Source organism: Desulfospira joergensenii DSM 10085, from assembly GCF_000420085.1.
Classification (GTDB): Bacteria; Desulfobacterota; Desulfobacteria; order Desulfobacterales; family Desulfobacteraceae; genus Desulfospira; species Desulfospira joergensenii.
The window spans coordinates 1,704,110-1,723,323 of the sequence record NZ_ATUG01000001.1 but is presented as its reverse complement, the minus strand read 5'-3'; the positions used below and the strand labels follow the sequence as shown (position 1 = coordinate 1,723,323).

The window sequence follows — 19,214 nt, the reverse complement described above, 5'->3', positions numbered from 1 at the left end:
CAGCTTTAGCTTGCTACCTCCTGATAAAAATCCAATGGCCCCAGCAATTCATCCGGAAGTCTTATCACTTTCCCGTTGGCTTTGACAACACAAAAAGTCTGATATCCTTTTCCGATCAATTCCCCGGTATTTTTATTCTTAAAGACAATGTTCAATTTGCATGAAGCCGCCTTGATGGCGGAAGTGGTCAACTCCACCTGGATGACATCCCCGAAAAAGGCATTGGAGATGAATTTGTTATAGGTGTCAACGGTCACCAGGCGGATGCTGGTCCGGGTAAGCAGGTCGTGCAGGTCCGGAACCGTTGCCAGCAGGAATTTTTCCCGGATCACACCCTGGAATTCAATGAAATTGCTGAAATAGACATTTCCAAATACATTGGTGTCTTTTAAGGTGATCATGATTTCCGTGGTGAATACCCTTGAATCCCCGAATTGTTTCAGGGATTCAAACTGCTGCTCCACATATTGGTTAAAGAGATCTTCCTTTGAATTTTTAAATTGGAGTATTTTGAATCCCACCCCGGAATCGTTGCATCTCTGGGACTCGCAGACCATTCTGATTGTCTTCCGTCCCATCACCTTTAGGTTGAGGTTAAAGGATTCTCCCCTGGGAAACCGTGCCTCTGTTTTTAAAAAACCGCCTGAAGTTGAAATATTTTCGACAATGGCCTCGCCTTGATCCAATACTGCCAAAATCTGTTTGTTTACACGCGGGTCCCTTGCTCTCATCAACATTTTAGCCTCCTTTCCTGTTTTTTTCCGGTCCATGTCAAAACCCATTATAACCATCCTTAAGGTCAGTTAGTAATTAGTTAGCAATTATGATACCATGAGGAAAAAGCTAAAAATTATTATTACATTTCAAAAGGTTGAAGAAAAGTCAAATAAAAAATTAGTAATCAATGACAAATTTATTCCGGGAACTGCCATATTTTTGACGAACAAAAGTAAAAAAGCGGCTGCCGGGCCTGCCTCCGGCCGGGCCCGGATTTTTAAATTGTGGTGAAGTCAAATTTCTGGTATGGCTTGGGCGGATTATGCCAAGATGATAAAATATGGACAGGATAATGCCCCTTTATTCCTATAAACAAAATTGTCCCCTGGTTCACCCATCGGTTTTCATTGCCCCGGGTGCGCAGATCATCGGAGATGTGAGAATCGGCCGGGATTCATCCGTATGGTTTCAATCTGTTATCCGGGGGGACCTGGATCAGATCCATATCGGTGAAGGAACAAATATCCAGGATCTTTGCGTATGTCATGCCGATGAGAATGTCCCCTTAAAAATCGGGGACGGGGTGACCGTGGGGCACAGGTGTGTCATCCACGGATGCACCATTGAGGACGGGTGCCTGATCGGCATGGGAGCCGTTGTCATGAACCGGGCGGTCATCGGTCAGGGCTCTGTGGTTGCGGCCAATGCACTTGTCCTTGAAAATACGGTTATTCCTCCCTATTCCCTTGTAACGGGATCTCCCGGGTCCGTCAAAAAGACCTACGGGGAGAAAGATCAGATTCGGAAAAAGACCGGAATGATGGCCCAAAGCTATATGGAAAACGCCGCAAATTACAGGTCGGAGAAGATCTTTCATGAAATTCGGAAATGACGGCCATTCAACAGGATTCTCCTCCTGTCCCCATAACTCTTTTAGGATCCCGGAGAAAGAACAATATGAAACCCAGACCTGAAAACCGGCCGCCCTCGGATGAAAAGGCCAGAAAAGCCGTAAAACCCGTGGTCTGCTATCCTGTGGATACACTTCCCCGGCCGGACATGGCCCTTTATTCCGCCGCAAGAAAGAGAATGAACCGGATTGAAGAGGTGATTGTTCCGCCCCGGGAGGCAAAGACCTTCCGGGTGAAGGCCGGGAATTTTTTCCGGATCCTCAGCATGGAAGGGCCCCAGGTGGGGGACCTCAACCTCTGGTGCGGGACAGATCTTTTTGAACATTTTTACAGCGGCAAAACCCGGGCTCTCCACGGGACCCACCTGGGCACCGGAGACCGGATGTGGAGCAGTTTTCCCCATCTGCGGCCCATGGCCACCATTACCCATGATACCCTGGACTGGTACGGGTTTGACGGGTTCGGCGGGGGAGTCCACGACGTCATCGGCACCCGGTGCGATCCCTATACCGGACGGTTGCTCAGCGGCCAGGACTATGATCATTGCTGCCATTCCAACCTGATCCGGGCCCTGGCCCAAGAAACCGGCCTGAGCTTTGACCGGGCAGAGCCCCATGTCCACGATGTCCTGAATGTCTTCATGTGCACGGGATTCACCCGGGACACCCACCAGTATTTCATGAAGGCCAGTCCGGTCCGTCCGGGGGATTTTCTTGAGTTCTTTGCCGAGATCGATCTTTTGGGAGCCTTGTCGGCCTGCCCCGGTGGAGACTGCGGTTCCGAGCATTCCAGCGACACTGCCCCCTGTTTCCCCCTGAAGATTGAAATCTTTGAGACCGACCCCGAAACTCTGGAAGGATGGTCTTCACCCCGACCTTCGGCATATTCGGGCCGGCACGGGAAGTAAAGCGGTTCAGGCGATAAATCAGGAAAATCGGAAGATACAGGGCAATCCGTGAACATTCAACCCATATCGGGTTTATTCTCTAAAAATTAATCAAATTCTAATATTCTGATGGTATAAGTTTGCCGCTCACAGAGGCTTACAGCTTAACCGCAATTGACATTGACCTGCTACCGGTCATGGGGGAGGCGGTTCGGTATTATCCATTTTGTAAAGAGGGATGACATGATCCACCTCAGTACGATTCAAAACCTGCGGTTTCGATATCTTATCGGCCTGAGTGCCATTGCCCTTCTCGTCACGTCCTCTTATATAACCATGCAGCATGTTGTGTCTAAACAGCGGGACTATTCAGGCCTTATCAATCTGGCCAGCCATCAGGCCGGCTTAACCAATCGAATTGCATACTTTGCCAGCCTGATGGCAGTAACCGAGGATGAGGCTGAATTCAGCATGGCCCGTGCCCAGGTGGGGCGAACCATTTATAAGATCAAATCCGCACATGAAGCCCTTCGGAAGGGGAGCCCGGAAGATAATATCCCAAAGGTAGTCAATGATTCTCTGCTGACAATTTATGAGGACCCCATGGTCGGGCTTGAACGGGCTTTAACCCGGTTTCTGGAGCGGGCCCAGCAGGTCTATGACAGTGATATGGAAAACCTGAATACGGGGTCGGCTGCGTACCTTTTTCTGACGACGTATGGCCCCCATGTACTGGAACCCCTCCTGGATGCTGCTGTGGATGAGTATGGAAAAATCGGCCGGGAAGCCATCCTGAAAATTGAAAGGCTCGAGCTGATCATATGGCTGGCCGCCATTGCCACCCTTCTGATGGAAGTGGGATTCATATTCCGGCCTCTGGAGCGGCAGGTCAGGAATACATTGGATTCTTTGAAATCCTCGGTTTCGGAATTGACAGACACCCGGAAGCGCCTTGTGGCTGCCCAGAAGCTTGCATCGGTGGGCGACTGGGAGCTGGATATCAGAACCGGAGAAATCACCTGGTCGGATCAAATATATGAAATCTACGGGGTGTCGGTGGAAGAATTTTCAGTCACCCGGCAGAGTTCCCTCAAACTGGTTCATCCGCAAGATCGGGCAATGGTGGAAAAAGATCTGAGTTCATTGGCCAGGGAAGAAGCCTCTTTGAATATGGAATACAGGATAACCCGTCCCGACGGAAAAGAGTGTCTGGTTTATCAGCATGCGGCGTCCATAAAAGGAAATGACGGCCGGGTAAAAAAAATAGTGGGAAGCATCCAGGATATTACCGAGCGAAAAGAGTTGTCCACCCGTCTCGAAAAATTATCCCAGCACATTCCCGGGTTCATCTTTCAGTTTCACCTTGACCCGGAAGGCCGTTCATGGCTTCCCTATGCCAGTACAGGAATCATCGATACCTGCGGGATCCGACCTGAAAAATTAAAAAATGATTCCCAGGCCCTGTTTCAACTCTTCCATGAAGAGGATATCGGGCGGGTAAAAGACAAGATCCGGGAGTCCAGTAAAAACCTGAAAACCTGGCAGGATCAGTATCGGATCCATCATCCGGAAAAAGGAATTGTCTGGCTGGAAGGGCAGGCAACACCGGAGCTGTTGATGGACGGCGGTACATTGTGGTACGGATATATCTGGGACATTACCGAACGAAAACACTCGGAGGAACAGATTCGGAAACTGGCCCTTTACGATTCCCTGACCGGGCTGGCAAACAGGCGGCTGATTAATGACCGGCTGGCCCACGCCATCGCCGTATCCCGCAGGAAGCAAAATTTTGGTGCCGTGCTGATGCTTGACCTGGATAATTTTAAAAGCCTGAATGATACCAAGGGCCACAATGTCGGAGATGCCCTGCTTGTCGAGGTCGCCAAGCGTCTTCGAAACTGTGTAAGAGAGACAGACACTGTGGGCCGACTGGGGGGAGACGAATTTGTCATTGTTCTGGAGTGGCTGGGAGAGGAGGAGAAACCCGGGCGCAAAAAAGCAATGAAGATCGCTGAAAAAATCAGGCTGGCTTTGAATCGGGTTTATATCCTCGGCAAACAGGGACATGCCCATCACAGCAGCGCCTCCATCGGAGTATCTCTTTTCCAGAATACCGATATAAACGAGGGTGAGGTGCTCAAGCGGGCCGATGTGGCCATGTATGAAGCCAAAGATCTGGGCCGGAATCGTTGCTGCTTCTACAATGAGGTTCGGCAGACCCTTGTGAATAACCGGAGTGCCCTGGCCCATGATATGCAGATCGGATTGGAAAATGAAGAATTTTTCCTATACCTTCAGCCACAGTTCTGGGGCTCGGGTAGAATCTGTGGAGCAGAGGCCCTTCTTCGCTGGCTACCTCCGGGCAAAGAACCGATTCCACCGGGGTCGTTCATTCCAGTTGCAGAGAATACCGGCCTGATTCTTCCCCTGGGTGAATGGGCTATCGAAAAAGCCTGCGGTTATCTTACCGACCTAAAAAATCAGGATCTGCCGGAAGATTTCGCCATTGCGGTGAATATCAGTGCAAGGCAATTTGTCGACGAGGACTTTGTCGGAAAAATCGTTTCGATTTTTAAGCGAACCGGTGTGGATCCCCGCCGCCTGAAGTTTGAACTCACTGAAACCTGCCTCATCCAGGACATGAACCGGGGCAGACTCATACTCAACGAGTTGCGGGGATTGGGACTGCGCGTGGAACTCGATGATTTCGGGACCGGATACTCTTCTCTCAATTCCATCAACAACCTCCCTTTAAATGCGTTGAAATTAGACCGTTCACTTATCCAGGGCATTGAAAACGAAGGCTCAAGCACGGCCATCGTCCGCGCCGCCCTGGCCATGGCAAAAGCCATGTCCCTGATGGCGATTGCCGAGGGTGTGGAAACCAGAGGACAAAGGGATTTTCTTGTCAAGGAAGGGTGTGAAATGCTTCAGGGTTTTTATTTCGCCCGTCCCATGCCCTATGATGATTTTAAAAATTATCTCCAAACAATTCTGGATTTTCCTGAAAATCGGGAACAGCTTGTGTTTCCGGCAGAGGGTCTGTCCGGGCGGGGACTGCGGACCGTTTGAGCGGGGCTTGGCCGGTTTTGATTGGAACAGACTCAAACAGAGATCCAAGGAGTGGTTTTTTATCTTTGATGTAACCGGTTATCCAGGAAAAACATCCTTAGAGTTTGCTTTTTCCAGGGGAAGACCAATAATAAAATTGGTTCCCCTGCCCGGCTGGGAAACAAGGTCCATGGTTCCCCCAGGATTTTCAGTGATGATAAAATAAGAAACGGAGAGGCCCAGACCGGTTCCGATCCCCACGGGTTTTGTGGTAAAAAAGGGCTCAAAGATTTTTTTTTACGGATTGCCGGGTCCATTCCGGGCCCGTTGTCTTGGATTTCCATGCAAAGCATGTCTGCCCCTTTCTCCCTCCTGAGCCGCAGGATGAATTTCGGATCCGGCCCGTTTCATAACCCCTCATACCGGTTTGATCGAATATTGCTATAACCCTTCCAATCCCGGATATAATCTTCTGGCACAGTCCGGGCAGATTCCATGGCTGAACCATACATCGGCGTGTTTGCCAAGATACTCTTCAATCTGGTTCCAATACCCTTTGTCATCCCTTATTTTTTTGCATGAGGCACAGATGGGCATGAGCCGGCGAAGTGTTTTTACTTCGCCCAGGGTCTTCTCAAGGACCTTGTTTTTTCGTTCCAACTCTTTTGTTTTGTTTAAAAGTGCCAGATGGGCCTCAACCCCTTCTTTAAAAGAGAGAAGAAGGCTTTCATACTGTTCTCCCCATTTGTTCTCTTTTGTGTCAACGGCACACAGGGTCCCGAAGATTTTTCCGTCCGGCCAGCATAAGGGAAACCCCAGATATGCAAAAATACCGGCCCTTGCCGTGGGAGATCCTGCCCATTCCGGATCTTTTCTGGCATCGGAGATTTTTAGCCTTTGTTTCAGCCTTGCAGTTGTTTCGCAGTATACCCCGGCCATCTCCATTCTGGTCCTGGCGGGAAAGGGATTTCCAGGACTTAGGTTGGCGCTGAACACCTCAAGCTCAGGGGGATTTAATCTGTTGATCATCACACTGGGGACGCAGATCAGGTCAGATATAACATTTACGATGCGCTGCCATGTTTTTTCAATTTCAGACGGAATTGCGATTTTCCGGGTCTGGATTTCCATATCTGCCCTCTTTGTGCGAAAATAGAATGAATACAAATAATATCAAATATATTGAAATTCTGGAATGATGGCAAGGGGGCTTTAAAAAAGACAGGTCAGGGAATGAAACAGGGAAAATATTTGGATATTGAACAAAGGGACTTATTTGTCCTTTAGATTCTTAATTTGATTGTACCAGGCTTCATCCCCATAGATCCTGCCGGCGCATTCCGGGCAGATGCCGTGGCTGAACTGGGCCTGGGAGTGTTCCTGGATATAGGTTTCGATTTGGTTCCAATATCCTTTGTCATCCCGTATCTTTTTGCATGAAGAACAGATGGGCAGCAGGCCGCTGAGCAGTTTGATTTCCCTGGCCGATTCTTCCGTCTGTTCCAGGTTCCTCAGTCCGAGTTCTCCCAGCATGCCGGCAAAAGAGGATACAAATTCAAGGAGTCTGATGATCCGTTTTTCCTTTATGACGGGGATTTCTTCCAGGGCTTTAAGGTAGGCGGTTTCATCGAAATCGTATTTTTGGGCCTGGTTTCGGAAATAGGGGATATCCGGCGGACCGTACAGGAACTGGCCGATATAAAAATTGGCCACATGTTGGTCCCTCACTTTTATGGGGGTCACCGCGTCATTTAATCCGTTTTTACATCGATAAAGGACATGAGCCTGTCCCTTTGCCATGCTCTCTATCAAAGTGGTCCGGCTTAATTGACAGGCTTTTCTGCTTTCCGGATATGCCCGGTGAAACCGGGTGCAGAGTTTTTTGTCGCCCGAGGAAAGCAGCCGGGTCCCGTCAAGCTCCCCGATGGAAGAGGCCAGTCCCAGGGCCTCACAGAAATTGTCTGTCAAGGGTTTGATCTTATCAAGATCGACAAGGTCCCGGAAAAAAAAATCCATTAAATAATCCCTTCTGTGCTTTGTCAGCAGGTTAAAGAGAAAGATCGTGTTTGCCTGAAAGTTTTTAGGTTCCGGGCAGGGCGTTGAATAAATGACTTTACAGTAAAGGGTCTTAAGATTCAACGGTTTAAATCGGGGTTGATGAAACCGGCCGGTATCCGTGGGGGAAGTCAGACCTTAGATTTTTTCTCCCTGGAGCAGATGAAAGTATTCCCCTCCAAGATCGGTCAGTTCCTTATGGGAACCCTGCTCCCGGATGCGGCCGTTCCTGAGCAGGATGATTTTGTCGCAGTTCCGGATGGTGGACAGGCGGTGGGCGATGAGAATGGAAAGCCTCCCCTGGAGCAGTTTTTCCATGGCATTGTGGATGGCCTGCTCAGACTGGGAATCCATATAGGATGTGGCCTCGTCAAAGATGATCAGGTCCGGGTCAAAGGCAAAGGCCCTGGCAATGCAGACCAGCTGCTTTTCTCCACTGGACAGGGGTCGCCCCCCTTCCATGAGGCGGGTGTCAAGTCCCTGGAATTTTTCGAACAGAAACCGGCACCCGGCCTTTTCCAGGGCGGATTCAAGGTCTGAATCCTGTAAATCCGCTCCCCAGGGGCAGATGTTTTCCCGGATAGTGCCTGAGAAGAGGATGGGATCCTGCATGACCAGGGCGGTTCTGGCCCGGATCTCTGTGATGTCCAGGCGGGCCAGGTCTGTCCCGTTAAAGAGGATCTCTCCGGCGCCGGGTCCGTAGAATCCGGTGATCAAATTGATGATGGAAGTCTTGCCGGATCCGGTCTGTCCGGCAATACCCAGGGCCTGTCCCGGGGCCAGAGAGAATGAAATATCTTTGAGAACGGGGGTTCCGGGTTTATAGGAAAAATCGATCCCCTTGAACTCAAGGCTTTCTATCTCCTGGATCGGTTTGGAAGATCCGGCCGGGGCTCCGGTCTTTGGACGGTTCAGCACCGTGACGATGCGTTCCGCAGAGGCCAGGGCGTTCTGGAGCAGGTTGAATTTTTCAGACAGATCCCGCAGGGGCCGGAAAAAGAGTTTTACATAGGTCAGAAAAGCCACCAGCTCCCCCAGGCTCATGGATTGGTCCGCCGTAAAGAAACTGCCCTTCCAGAGGATGGCGGCGGTGAGGGCCGTTCCCAGGAATCCGATCAAGGGCATGAAAAGGGCAAAGATCCGGATCTGAAACATGGCGGCCCTGAAATGGGCAAGGTTCAGGCGCTCAAACCGCCGGACAAAGGTTTCCACGGCCGGGATGGTCTGGATCACCTTGATGCCGTTGATGCCCTCGGAAAACTGGTGGTTGATTTCACCGATTTTCTGGCGGATGTTCCTGAAGGCCCGGCGGGCAGTCCGGGAAAATAAGATGACCGTGACCAGAAGAACCGGCAGAATCCAGGAGAGAAACAGGGTAAGCCCGGGATCAAGAAGGAAAAGCATCACCAGGACCCCGGCCATGAGGACCAGGTCCTTGACCATGAAGACCAGGACCGTGGTGAACATCTCATTCATATTTTCAATGTCCCCGGCCACCCGGGAAACCAGCCTTCCGCTGGCATTTTCGTCAAAATAGGATACGGGCAGCCGGGTCATGTGGGAGAACAGGGCGCATCTGAGATTGAGGATGATTTTCTGGCCTGTATACTCCATGAACAGGGTCTGGACAAAGCTGATGGCAAATCCGGCCACTACAATGCCTGAAAAAATCAAGGCAAAGGTTTGAAAGGAGGGGATCTTAATTCCGGCAAGGTCGGTTCCCGTTCCCGGGCCCGGGGAGAGGATAAATCCGTCCAGGGCCTTCTGGATCATGGCGGGGATGGCCAGTTCAAGGGATACAGCGGCCAGGGCCAGGAGGGTGGAAAGGGCCAGCATCCATGCAAAGGGCCGGATAAAGGGCCAGACAGCCCTGGCCAGGGCCGTGTCGGCCAGGCGGATTACCCTTTCTTCATGGACGGTGCTATTCACGGATCCCCTCCTCAAATTGCTGAATCCGGAAGGATTCCCGGTAAAAACTGTCCCTTTGGATCAGGTCTTCATGGGTTCCCCGGTTCTGGATCCTGCCCTCTTTCAGGACGTAGACCCGGTCGCACCCGGCCAGGGCCGACAGCCGGTGGGAGATGATGATCAGGCTGTAGGGCCGGTCCATCTCTTTCTGCTCAAGGGCGAGTCTTGACATGATTTTTTCTGCGGTATGGGTGTCGAGCTGGGATACGGGGTCATCCAGGATGATGACCGGTGCGGGAAAGGCCAGGGTCCTGGCCAGGGCCACCCTCTGCTTCTGTCCCCCGGACAGGGTGACTCCGCGTTCTCCCACAAGGGTATCCATCCCTTCGGGCATTCGTTCAAGGGTCTGTTCCAGGTCGCAGACCCGGATGATTCGGTCAAGAACGGTATCATCCATTTCTCTTCCCATGAGGATGTTTTCCCGGATGGTGCCGGAAAATAGAAAAGGTTCCTGGGCCATGAACCCGATTTCCCGTCTCAGGTCGTCCGGGTGGAAAAGGGCGATGTCCCTGCCGTCCAGGAGCAGCTTTCCGGATGTAAGATCATAGAGCCTGGGAATGAGCTGGACCAGGCTGGTCTTTCCGCTTCCGGGAGGACCGGTGATTCCGATGGAGGTGCCCGGCCGGATATCCATGGAAAGGTTGGACAGAACCGGGGTGTCAGGATTGTAGAAAAAAGAGGCGTCCCTAAACTCGATTCTTCCTTTGAGGCCTGCCGGTGCGGCAGGAGAGGCAGGAGCTTTCACCCGGGGCCTGGCGTCCAGCAGGGTGCTGATCCGGTGCAGGGAAGCCGTGCCCCGCTGAAATAGATTGACCATCCATCCCACGGCAATGGCCGGCCAGGCCAGCAGTCCCAGGTATTCAAGAAAGGCCACCAGCTCCCCGGGGGAGAGACGGTTTTCCATGACCAGGAATCCGCCGTAAAAGATGATGATCAGGGTGGAGAGGTTGAAGAAAAAGCCAAGCAGCGGTTTTAAAAGGGCCGTGACCACGGCCCTCTTCAGATTTTTTTTAAAATAATCTCCGGCCGCGGCCCTGACTTTTTTGTCTGCGGCCGGCTCAAAGTTGAACACCTTGATCACCCGGATGCCGAAAAAGTTTTCCCTGACCATCTCCGTGAGAATGGAAAAGGATTCCTGGGCGGTTTTGTGGTAATCGTGCATTTTCTGGCCCAGGGATTTGGTAAAATAAATAAGAAAGGGGATGGGGATCATGGACAGGGCCGTGAGTCTGGGATGGGTCCAGAGCATGATCCCCAGGGTGGCTCCGCCCAGCAGGAGGATGTCCACCAGGACGATGATACCGAATCCGAAGGCCATGCGGACATGGTTGATGTCCGAGGTGGCATGGGCCATGATGTCCCCGGTCTTGGTCCGGTCGTAAAAGCTGGGATCCAGTGCCAGGACATGGCTGAACAGATGGTTCCGGATTCCCTTTTCCACTTCCCTGGCGCTTCCCATGAGCAGGATCCGCCACAGGCATCTGAGCCCGGCCATGGCAAGGCCCAGTCCCAGGATGGACAGGCATTGGACAATGAGGACGGGCCGGTCAATGGAGGATTCCGCCAGGGTGTCAACAGCAGACCGGATGATCTGGGGAATGATGAGCTGGAACCCGTCCACCAGGATCATGCACAGGACTCCCACCAGTATCTTATAAAAATTTTTTTTAAAATAAGGGAGAATGAGCTTCATAGAGAATAGATCTGCTTAAAGACCGTGACCTCTTTTTGGGGTCACTGGGTTTCCGGATAAGGGGCATCCCCTGATTCCTGTATTGTTTTTGAGGACATGGAAATCCATTGTACGCCGGGATTTTACGCCGGCCGGACCGGCGGGTGTCCCATGTCTCCTCCCAGCCCCTTAATTTGTCAAAGATCCGGGAAATGTCAAGCTTTTCCTGATCCAGCCATCCAGGGCCCGGATGCCGCAGCCGGCCGTCAGTACGTGCAGTCCCGGTCTGCCATGCCCCTTTTTCCGGATTTGTTCTGAATCGTCCTCCACCGGGATTTCAGGCGGATTCGAAAATTTCAAGTTGATCTGATCTTCGTCCATTCATGATCTCCGGATCATTTACAAGAGGATTTCAGTATATAGAAAAAGGGGAGGATTTACCATGGATTGTTTGGATGAAAGTATGGAGGCGCAGGAACCGGGCTCAGAGAAAATACTTCACGGATTGCACCAGGAGGATGGCAGCCATGAATCCCAGGAGGCGGCGCAGCCAGAGACGATATGTCTTCGCCTGGATGCGGTCCCGCAGGCCCAGGCCCGTGAACATGAGGCCAAGTGCCAGGAGGGTCAGGGGCAGTGAAATCCGGAAAATGTCGGCAGTGAAGAATCCCGCATGGAAGAAGACAATGCCCTGGATCAGTTTCCCGGATAAAAAACAGAGATTAAATACATGGATCATGGCGGTTTTCGGCATCTTGACTTCCAGGGCATAGATGACCAGGACCGGCAGCATGACATTCACCGTCCCCCCCAGTATGCCGGCTCCTAGTCCGGAAAAGGCCATGGCAAGTCTGGGATAGCGTCTGATCCGGGAAAATCCCAGCCCCAGTTTTTCGGCATTCAGATAGACCAGCAGCATCACGGCCAGAAGGGGCCGGAAAATCTCGGCAGGAAAGATGATGAGCAGCCGTGTTCCTGCAAGACTGCCCACCATGCCGTAGAGGGCAAGGGGCCAGTACAGGCCAATACTCTTCTGCCAGTTTCCGCCTTTGAATATGCTGGCAAGGTTGATGACCATGGTCGGCAGCACCAGGATCAGGATGGCGGTCCTCATATCGGTGATGATTGCCAAAAGAGGGGTGGCAACCATGGGAAAACCGATTCCCATGGCGCCGTGGATCATGGCGGCAAATCCTGTGATGCCGGCGTAAGCGAGTGCGATACCAAATGACACGAATTGGGTCCTTGAATGATTTTTTTTAACTTACTATCCCCTTTTTCAGATCCCTTGTCCATGTTTTTATGTTGGGCTCCCGGGGAACCCTGTTTTAAAATATAGATCCGCATCAATTGATGGGTTGACAAGGGACGATCAAAGGACTATATTCTATTTTAACGATTTAATAGAGAGAGGAATATGAAAGAATTCATTAAAGTCATGAAGGCCCTGTCAGATCCCAATCGGGTGAAGATGATGAAAATGCTCCAGGCCCGTCCCCTTTGCGTATGCGAAATAAAAGAGGCCCTGGGGATTGCCCAGTCCACGGCCTCCAAACATTTGAAAATCCTGGAAGATGCAGAACTGGTAAGGAGTTTTAAGGACGGTCTCTGGGTCAACTATTCCCTTTCCGACGGAAAAGGATCTCCCTATTCGGCCAGCATGATCGGGAACCTGAAGCATTGGCTGGAGGATGAGCCCGGGATCCGGGATCTGAACCGGATCCTTCCGGGAATTGACCGCCACGATATTGTGGGAAGATAATCCAGACAAAAAAATTTAGCCTTCATATCGCTACGTGGCCATATGTAAAAAGGAGGAAATATGAATCCCCAAGCAACCCCATCCGAATCCATGGGGCGGAAAGAAAAAATCGGTTTACACCTGATGATGGGAGCAGCCGGGGTGGTCCTGTGGTGGATGATCTACAGGCAACTGCCGGGCCTGTCAAAATGGCTGACATACAGTCTTCTGCCCCTTAAACAGGGCTCCCACCTGGGAGATTCCATTGAGTTTTTTCTCTATGACACCCCCAAGGTCATGATGCTTTTGTTCCTGGTTGTCTTCGGGGTCGGGATCATCAGAAGTTTTTTTACCCCGGAAAAGACCCGGGCCTTTCTCTCCGGGAAAAGTGAATTCGCCGGAAATATCCTGGCAGCCCTTCTGGGAATCGTCACCCCTTTCTGCTCCTGTTCGGCCGTGCCCCTGTTCATCGGGTTTGTCACTGCAGGCGTGCCCCTGGGTGTGACCTTTTCCTTTTTGATCTCCGCCCCCATGGTCAATGAAATTGCACTGGGGCTGCTTTACGGCCTTCTGGGATGGAAGGTGGCGGCCATTTATATGGGAACCGGTCTGTTTGTCGCAATTGCCGCGGGCTGGGTCATCGGCCGGCTACACCTGGAATCCCATATTGAAGACTGGGTGACCCAGAACACCGGGGTCGCCGTGACCCTGGAAGAAGAGAAGATGACCTGGAATGACCGGCTTCTTTACGGATGGGAAGCTGTAAAGGAAATCATCGGCCGGGTCTGGATCTATGTGATTCTCGGTATCGCCGTGGGCGCGGGGATTCACGGGTTTGTTCCCCAGGGGGTCATGGCCTCCATCATGGGCAAGGGCTCCTGGTGGTCCGTGCCCCTGTCCGTGCTCATCGGCGTTCCCATGTACTCCAATGCCGCCGGGGTCATCCCCGTGGTCGAGGCCCTTCTGGGCAAGGGTGCGGCTTTGGGGTCGGTCCTGGCCTTTATGATGAGTGTGATCGCCCTGTCCCTGCCCGAAATGGTGATTCTAAGAAAGGTGTTAAAACCCAGGCTCATTGCCGTTTTTGTGGGGGTGGTGGCCTTCGGCATTCTGTTTGTGGGATATCTATTCAACATTATTTTATAAAGGAGAGTATCATGGAAATTAAAGTTCTCGGGCCCGGATGCGCCAAATGTGCAAAGACTGAAAAGCTGGTCCAGGAAGTGCTCCAGGAGACCGGGGTGGACGCAAATGTGGAAAAAGTCTCGGATTTGATGCAGATCGCATCCTACGGGGTGTTCGGCACCCCTTCCGTGATTGTTGACGGTGAAGTCAAGTGCACGGGAAAAGTACCCAAAAAGGAGGATGTCCTGGCCTGGATCAAAAAGGGATAAAGACTGAATCCGGGTATAAAAAACGGATCCAATGAACTCAAAATATTTGAAAAGTCTAAAAACCAGCTGAGGAAAATAAATGAGAATGCAGATCTTGAAAAAACTGAACGTACCGGGAATCCTTTTGCTCCTTCTGGCGGCGGCCACTGTTTTTGCAGAAGACCTTTCCACCCTGCCTGTCAACGGCAGGGTGACCCTGATCGATCTGGGAGCAAAAAAATGTATCCCCTGCAAGATGATGGCGCCGATTCTTGTCAAACTTGAGAAAAGCTACCAGGGAAAGGCTGACATCGTTTTCATAGATGTCTGGGAAAACCGGGACCAGGTGAAAAAATTCAAGATCAGAGCCATTCCCACCCAGATTTTTTTTAATGAACAGGGGGAAGAGGTCTTTCGCCATGTGGGGTTTATGGATGAAAAATCCATCATCCGGCAGATGACCAAAATGGGTGTAAAAGAACCAGCCCCGGATGATAAGGGATAGCCCGGTGACAGAATCCCTGTTCTTAACAATCAACCAGTGGATGACCGGAGAGACGGGTTTCGCCGCCATGGGATGTTTTTTCTGGGGCATGGTCAGCGTCCTGTTCAGCCCCTGTCACCTGGCTTCCATTCCCCTGATTATCGGATATGTGGGCGGACAGGAAAAAATGGTCCGTCCCGGCCAGGCCGGGGGATATTCCATCCTCTTTACCTCGGGTCTTTTTTTGACCATCGCCTTCATCGGGATCCTCTGCGCATGGCTCGGCAGGATGATGGGGGATGTGGGAAGCTATTGGCAGGTTCTGATCGGCATCATCCTGATCTGGGTTGCCCTGGGCATGCTGGGAATTGAAAAATGCTCCATATCCGGCAGCCTTCTTTACCGATTGAACCTGAGGGGCAGGGCCGGGGCCTTTGTGCTGGGTCTGGCCTACGGGGTTTTGTCAGGATCCTGTACATTCGGGTTTATTGCCCCGATTCTGGCCATCATCACGGTCCAGGAAAAAGTGGCTGTGGGCGTTCTCTATATTTTTCTGTTTGCCCTGGGCCATTGCCTGCCCATCGTGGTCGCCGGTTCCTCCACGGCCGTGGTGAAAAAATTGCTTGAAAACAGTACATGGAACGGTGCAGGCGTCTGGTTCAGGAAGATCTCCGGGACAGCCATCGGGGCCCTGGGCATCTACTTTATTCTGATTCCGTTTTTAAAGGTCTGACCGGAAACCGGGCAGAATCTATACAGATATCAGCACCAGGGCAATGAAGGCCGAAGCCACCCCGATCCACTGCTGGCGTCTCAGCTTTTCCCTGAGAAAAAACCAGGCCAGCATCACCGTGGAGGCCGGGTAGAGGGATCCGAGCACGGCGGCAATATCCAGGCGCCCCAATTGGGCGGCCAGGGAGAAAAGGCAGTTCCCCGTCGCATCTAAAATCCCCGTGATCAAGATAAAGGACCATTGCCCCCTGACAGGCACCCCTCTTTTACCGGAAAATAAAATGATCATGAGCAGAAAAGAAACCGAGGCGATCCTGGCCCCCACCAGGGGCCAGAAAACGGCCAGGTCATTGGCCTTGTCAATGAAGATGAAAAAGAGTCCGAACCCCAGGCCTGCCGAGACGGAGAGAAAAAGTTCGTCCAGGGTCATCCTGAAAGCCGCATCCCCGGAAGAGAGGAGCCAGACCGCAGCCATGAAAAAGAAAAATCCGGCCAGTTGAACATGGGTGGGAAGGCCCGTATAAAATGCCGTATACCCGATGGGAACCAGGGCCGTGAGTACGGCGGACAGGGGAGCGACAATGCCCATGCGTCCCTGGGCCAGCCCGTGGTAGAGGGCGAGCAGTCCGAGGATACCGAACATCCCGGCAAGGGCACCGAACCCGATATGCTCCATGGGGGGAAAGGGTTCGGAAAAGACAAGGGCTGCCACGGCCAAAAGCAATCCCCCGATAGACTGGGAGATCAGCACCACTCCTAAAAGATTCCCTTTTTTGGAGGCCAGGCCCCCGCTGAAATCTCCGGCTCCCCAGGCAATGGCGCTGCCGATTCCGTATGAAAGGGCCAGGGTTTCCGGGTTCATCATTGGAAACCATCCGGATGGAGGGTGAAGATCCCGGCAGAGAGGAGGGCCGGAACCATGGCCAGTTCACCAATTCCCGGGGAGGTGTGTGTGAGTTTATCCATTTTTTGTCCCGTTACAATTTCAGCTTTTTTGAATTTTGATGATCACCAGGGTAAGGTCGTCATCCGGTTTTTTCCCTTTACTGAAGGCCTCAAGTTCTTTGAAAACCCCGCTGAGAATATCCTGGGCAGAACAACGGGCATATCTTCGGATCAGGTCCTGGAATCTTTTTTTGCCCAACATCTCCCGGTTTGTATTGGAGATCTCCCAGATGCCGTCCGTTCCGACGGCAATGATTTGCCCCTCTTCCAGGCCGGTTCTGAGGTTGGACTGGTAGGAAAATCTTTCATCCACCCCCAGGGCCATGCCCGGGCCTTTTAACTCTTCAAAGGTATCGGATTTTGGATCGTAGATCATGGCCGGGTCATGGCCGGCCCGGACCCATTCTATGGTGCTCAGATTCTCGTCAATGGTCAGATAGAACAGGGTCATGAACCGGCCCGACCGGAATACATCATCTGCCAGGTGCTGATTGGCCGCATTTATTGTTTCCGGAAGTGAATTTTTTTCCGGGGTGTTCAACCGGAGAAAAGCCCTTGCCGAGGTCATTAAAAGGGCCGCATCTACGCCGTGGCCGGAAATATCCCCCACGGCTACACTGAATGAAGTTTTAACGGCCTCTTTATCCCAGAAAAAATCATAGTAATCCCCGCCCACTTCATCACAGGGAAGGCTTCTGCCGGCAATGTCCAGTCCCTTGATCCTGGGGATCTCCCGGGGCATCAGGCTTCGCTGGACTTCCCCGGCCAGGGCCAGGGCTTTTTTCTGCTCGGTCATATCCGTGATAAAGGCCATATGGCCGATAATCTCTCCCTGGTCGTCCCTCAGGGTATTGCCGTGGACCAGAGCGGGGACATGGCGCCCGCTCTTCCGGGCCACAAAGGTTCCTTCAACTTTACGGGACTCCTTTTTCACCATCTCTTCCCGGTTTGAAACCAGGAATTCACGGAATTCTTTTGTGGCAAAATCCAAATGGGATCTGCCGATAATATCGGATCGTGAACACTCCATCATCCGGCATAGGGAATCATTGACCTCAATGCATCTAAAGGTTTCATCCAGGAGAATAAATCCTTCCCCCGTGGTCTGGACGATCCGCCTGAATTTTTCCTCGCTGTGCCTTAACTGGTTTTCTTTATGCTGTATCTTCCGGCGGGCTTCATCAACCTCGGCGATGATCCTCCGAAGCATCCTTGAGTTGAGTCCCTTGGTGAATTCAAGGCGCTGCCGAGACTCTTCAGAGCGGTTGAGTTTTCTTGTCAAAAACGCATTCTGCTCCTTCAGATTTTCCATCAACGGGGAGTCATCCCCATGAACGGTCTTTCTCCCGGCCCTGACCGGTGCATTGGATTCGGATCCGATGAGGAGACTGACCAGGGTGGCCACATGGGAAAGGCTTTTCCCCCCGGGCACCAGGGGGGATATTTCTCCAAAGGCGTAAAATCCCAGGATGGGAAGTCCGGGGGACAATCTTTTCTTGAATATGTCCAGCTCTTTTTGGGCTTGAGTTCCCAGAACCAGTTTCCGAAACGCACAGGAGAAGGCCAGGGCAAAGGCGGGTTCCCAATCCCGGGCTCCCCCTTTCAAAGAGTCGGCGGTGGCAAGGAGATCCTGGGTTAAATCCTCCGGCACCGCTTCGGTGAGCTGTACAAAAGCTCCCTGGGGAAGGGTCTCCGAGAAAGTGACACTGCCGTCATCCTGGTATTTTACAGGGACACGCAGATAGAATTCCTCCTGGTCCTTTTCATAAACGGCCAGGAGAAATTCCATGGCCGGTTCTTCATGAAATCCCAGGTAATGGCGATAAAAATCCACGGCGGTCAGATCGCCGATTTTTTCAACACTCCGGCCGCAGGCTTTTGTAACTTCACTCTTTTTCCCCAGGGGCCTCCAGGAGTTTGCAATGGAAAAGGCATATCTCACTGGGCCGGCCATCAGAAGAATCGGAAGGGCGTCTGTCAGAATTTTTCGGCCAAAGAATTGTAAAGGTCTGACCCCATCCGCCCGGAGGGTGGCGGATGCCCCTCCAAAGACCGGGCACTCTTTTCCCAGTTTCGCATTCAGCATGTTCAATACGGGCTTAAGCCGGATATTATATCTTGCCGGAAAGGTAAGGCAGAGGGCAGGCTTTCCCTGGATTTTGTCCCGGGCCGATTCCACGGCTTCCTGAACGCTGGTTTCAGGATCCATGGAAAGGCCTGAACCGATCCCGGTCCCGATTTCGATATCATCGGAAGAAAGCACTGCCAGGGTAATCCCGTCTTCACTGAAACCAAAATCAGAGGAAAAATTACCCGCAGTTGTGCATCCGATCAGCTGGATGCCCGGGAAGGCGTCATTGATCATCTCCAGCATGAGCGGGTGGTCGAACTGGCTTCCGGCCAGCAGGATTCCGGCCTGGGGCGGATCTCCGTTGATTTGGGATCTGCAGGCCAGAATCACTCTGCTGACAAGGGAGCGGGTGTTGATGCCCTCTGCCTGTCCAAGTCCGATTCTGATCATCTTTCACCTTTGATCCGGTATCCGGATGTGAGTAACGGGATTGATTTCATAGGACTTTTCCATACCATAGTTCCAGGGCAGTGGCAATTGGATTCAATTTGTTGAAACCCGCATTGTTTCGCCATTCGGCCTGCAGACTTTGGGATGCTTTCAGGCGG

18 protein-coding genes are annotated in these 19,214 nt (G+C 52.1%); 8 read left to right on the top strand and 10 right to left on the bottom strand.

What is annotated here, in order from left to right; genetic code table 11:
* Nucleotides 1–5: 5 nt before the first annotated feature.
* Entirely contained in the window at nt 6–737 is a 732-nt protein-coding gene (locus F608_RS0108700) for an acyl-CoA thioesterase (RefSeq protein WP_153307470.1), read from the bottom strand.
* Between the two features lie 320 nt (nt 738–1,057).
* On the opposite strand from F608_RS0108700, the gene F608_RS0108690 reads away from it, so the two are divergent.
* The 3 genes from F608_RS0108690 (at nt 1,058) to F608_RS37115 (ending at nt 5,589) form a co-directional block, all read left to right on the top strand.
* Nucleotides 1,058–1,609 (top strand): gamma carbonic anhydrase family protein, encoded by a 552-nt coding sequence (locus F608_RS0108690; RefSeq protein ID WP_244154258.1) that lies wholly within the window; start codon nt 1,058–1,060, stop codon nt 1,607–1,609.
* Nucleotides 1,610–1,674: 65 nt separating this feature from the next.
* A complete protein-coding gene (locus F608_RS0108680) occupies nt 1,675–2,535 on the top strand; it encodes an urea carboxylase-associated family protein (RefSeq protein WP_022665238.1) in 861 nt (286 codons plus the stop codon).
* A gap of 222 nt (nt 2,536–2,757) precedes the next feature.
* Nucleotides 2,758–5,589 carry a sensor domain-containing protein gene (locus F608_RS37115; RefSeq protein ID WP_022665237.1) on the top strand — a complete coding sequence of 944 codons (2,832 nt, stop codon included), beginning with the start codon at nt 2,758–2,760 and terminating at the stop codon, nt 5,587–5,589.
* 78 nt (nt 5,590–5,667) lie between these two features.
* On the opposite strand, the gene F608_RS36880 is transcribed toward F608_RS37115, so the two are convergent.
* The 7 genes from F608_RS36880 to F608_RS0108635 all read right to left on the bottom strand — a co-directional run bounded on the left by F608_RS36880 (nt 5,668) and on the right by F608_RS0108635 (nt 12,497).
* On the bottom strand, nt 5,668–5,829 hold the full coding sequence (locus tag F608_RS36880; protein WP_022665236.1) for an ATP-binding protein: 162 nt from the start codon (nt 5,827–5,829) through the stop codon (nt 5,668–5,670).
* Nucleotides 5,830–6,009: 180 nt separating this feature from the next.
* Complete coding sequence (locus tag F608_RS0108660) at nt 6,010–6,699, bottom strand: GAF domain-containing protein (protein WP_022665234.1); 690 nt, start codon at nt 6,697–6,699, stop codon at nt 6,010–6,012.
* Between the two features lie 141 nt (nt 6,700–6,840).
* A complete protein-coding gene (locus F608_RS31235) occupies nt 6,841–7,584 on the bottom strand; it encodes a PocR ligand-binding domain-containing protein (protein ID WP_022665232.1) in 744 nt (247 codons plus the stop codon).
* 177 nt (nt 7,585–7,761) lie between these two features.
* Nucleotides 7,762–9,552, bottom strand: coding sequence for an ABC transporter ATP-binding protein (locus F608_RS0108650; protein ID WP_022665231.1), 1,791 nt, complete (start codon nt 9,550–9,552; stop codon nt 7,762–7,764).
* Nucleotides 9,545–11,284 carry an ABC transporter ATP-binding protein gene (locus tag F608_RS0108645; protein ID WP_022665230.1) on the bottom strand — a complete coding sequence of 580 codons (1,740 nt, stop codon included), beginning with the start codon at nt 11,282–11,284 and terminating at the stop codon, nt 9,545–9,547. The genes F608_RS0108650 and F608_RS0108645 overlap by 8 nt, the downstream gene beginning before the upstream one ends.
* A 168-nt stretch (nt 11,285–11,452) precedes the next feature.
* Nucleotides 11,453–11,644 (bottom strand): hypothetical protein, encoded by a 192-nt coding sequence (locus F608_RS0108640; protein ID WP_022665229.1) that lies wholly within the window; start codon nt 11,642–11,644, stop codon nt 11,453–11,455.
* Nucleotides 11,645–11,747: 103 nt separating this feature from the next.
* Nucleotides 11,748–12,497, bottom strand: a complete 750-nt coding sequence (locus F608_RS0108635) for a sulfite exporter TauE/SafE family protein (RefSeq protein WP_022665228.1) — start codon at nt 12,495–12,497, stop codon at nt 11,748–11,750.
* Nucleotides 12,498–12,680: 183 nt separating this feature from the next.
* Here F608_RS0108635 and F608_RS0108630 point away from each other — a divergent pair, with 183 nt between their 5' ends.
* The 5 genes from F608_RS0108630 (at nt 12,681) to F608_RS0108610 (ending at nt 15,591) form a co-directional block, all read left to right on the top strand.
* Nucleotides 12,681–13,025, top strand: coding sequence for an ArsR/SmtB family transcription factor (locus tag F608_RS0108630; RefSeq protein WP_022665227.1), 345 nt, complete (start codon nt 12,681–12,683; stop codon nt 13,023–13,025).
* A gap of 60 nt (nt 13,026–13,085) precedes the next feature.
* Complete coding sequence (locus F608_RS0108625; RefSeq protein ID WP_022665226.1) at nt 13,086–14,147, top strand: permease; 1,062 nt, start codon at nt 13,086–13,088, stop codon at nt 14,145–14,147.
* Nucleotides 14,148–14,158: 11 nt separating this feature from the next.
* Entirely contained in the window at nt 14,159–14,395 is a 237-nt protein-coding gene (locus tag F608_RS0108620) for a thioredoxin family protein (RefSeq protein ID WP_022665225.1), read from the top strand.
* 79 nt (nt 14,396–14,474) lie between these two features.
* Complete coding sequence (locus F608_RS0108615) at nt 14,475–14,879, top strand: thioredoxin family protein (protein WP_022665224.1); 405 nt, start codon at nt 14,475–14,477, stop codon at nt 14,877–14,879.
* A gap of 4 nt (nt 14,880–14,883) precedes the next feature.
* The gene (locus F608_RS0108610; protein WP_027362592.1) at nt 14,884–15,591 is read left to right on the top strand and encodes a cytochrome c biogenesis CcdA family protein; all 708 of its coding nucleotides are present in this window, start codon (nt 14,884–14,886) and stop codon (nt 15,589–15,591) included.
* Nucleotides 15,592–15,609: 18 nt separating this feature from the next.
* On the opposite strand, the gene F608_RS0108605 is transcribed toward F608_RS0108610, so the two are convergent.
* Nucleotides 15,610–16,455 carry a DMT family transporter gene (locus tag F608_RS0108605; protein ID WP_022665222.1) on the bottom strand — a complete coding sequence of 282 codons (846 nt, stop codon included), beginning with the start codon at nt 16,453–16,455 and terminating at the stop codon, nt 15,610–15,612.
* A gap of 120 nt (nt 16,456–16,575) precedes the next feature.
* A complete protein-coding gene (locus tag F608_RS34565; protein WP_051148511.1) occupies nt 16,576–19,056 on the bottom strand; it encodes a SpoIIE family protein phosphatase in 2,481 nt (826 codons plus the stop codon).
* Between the last annotated feature and the right edge of the window lie 158 nt (nt 19,057–19,214).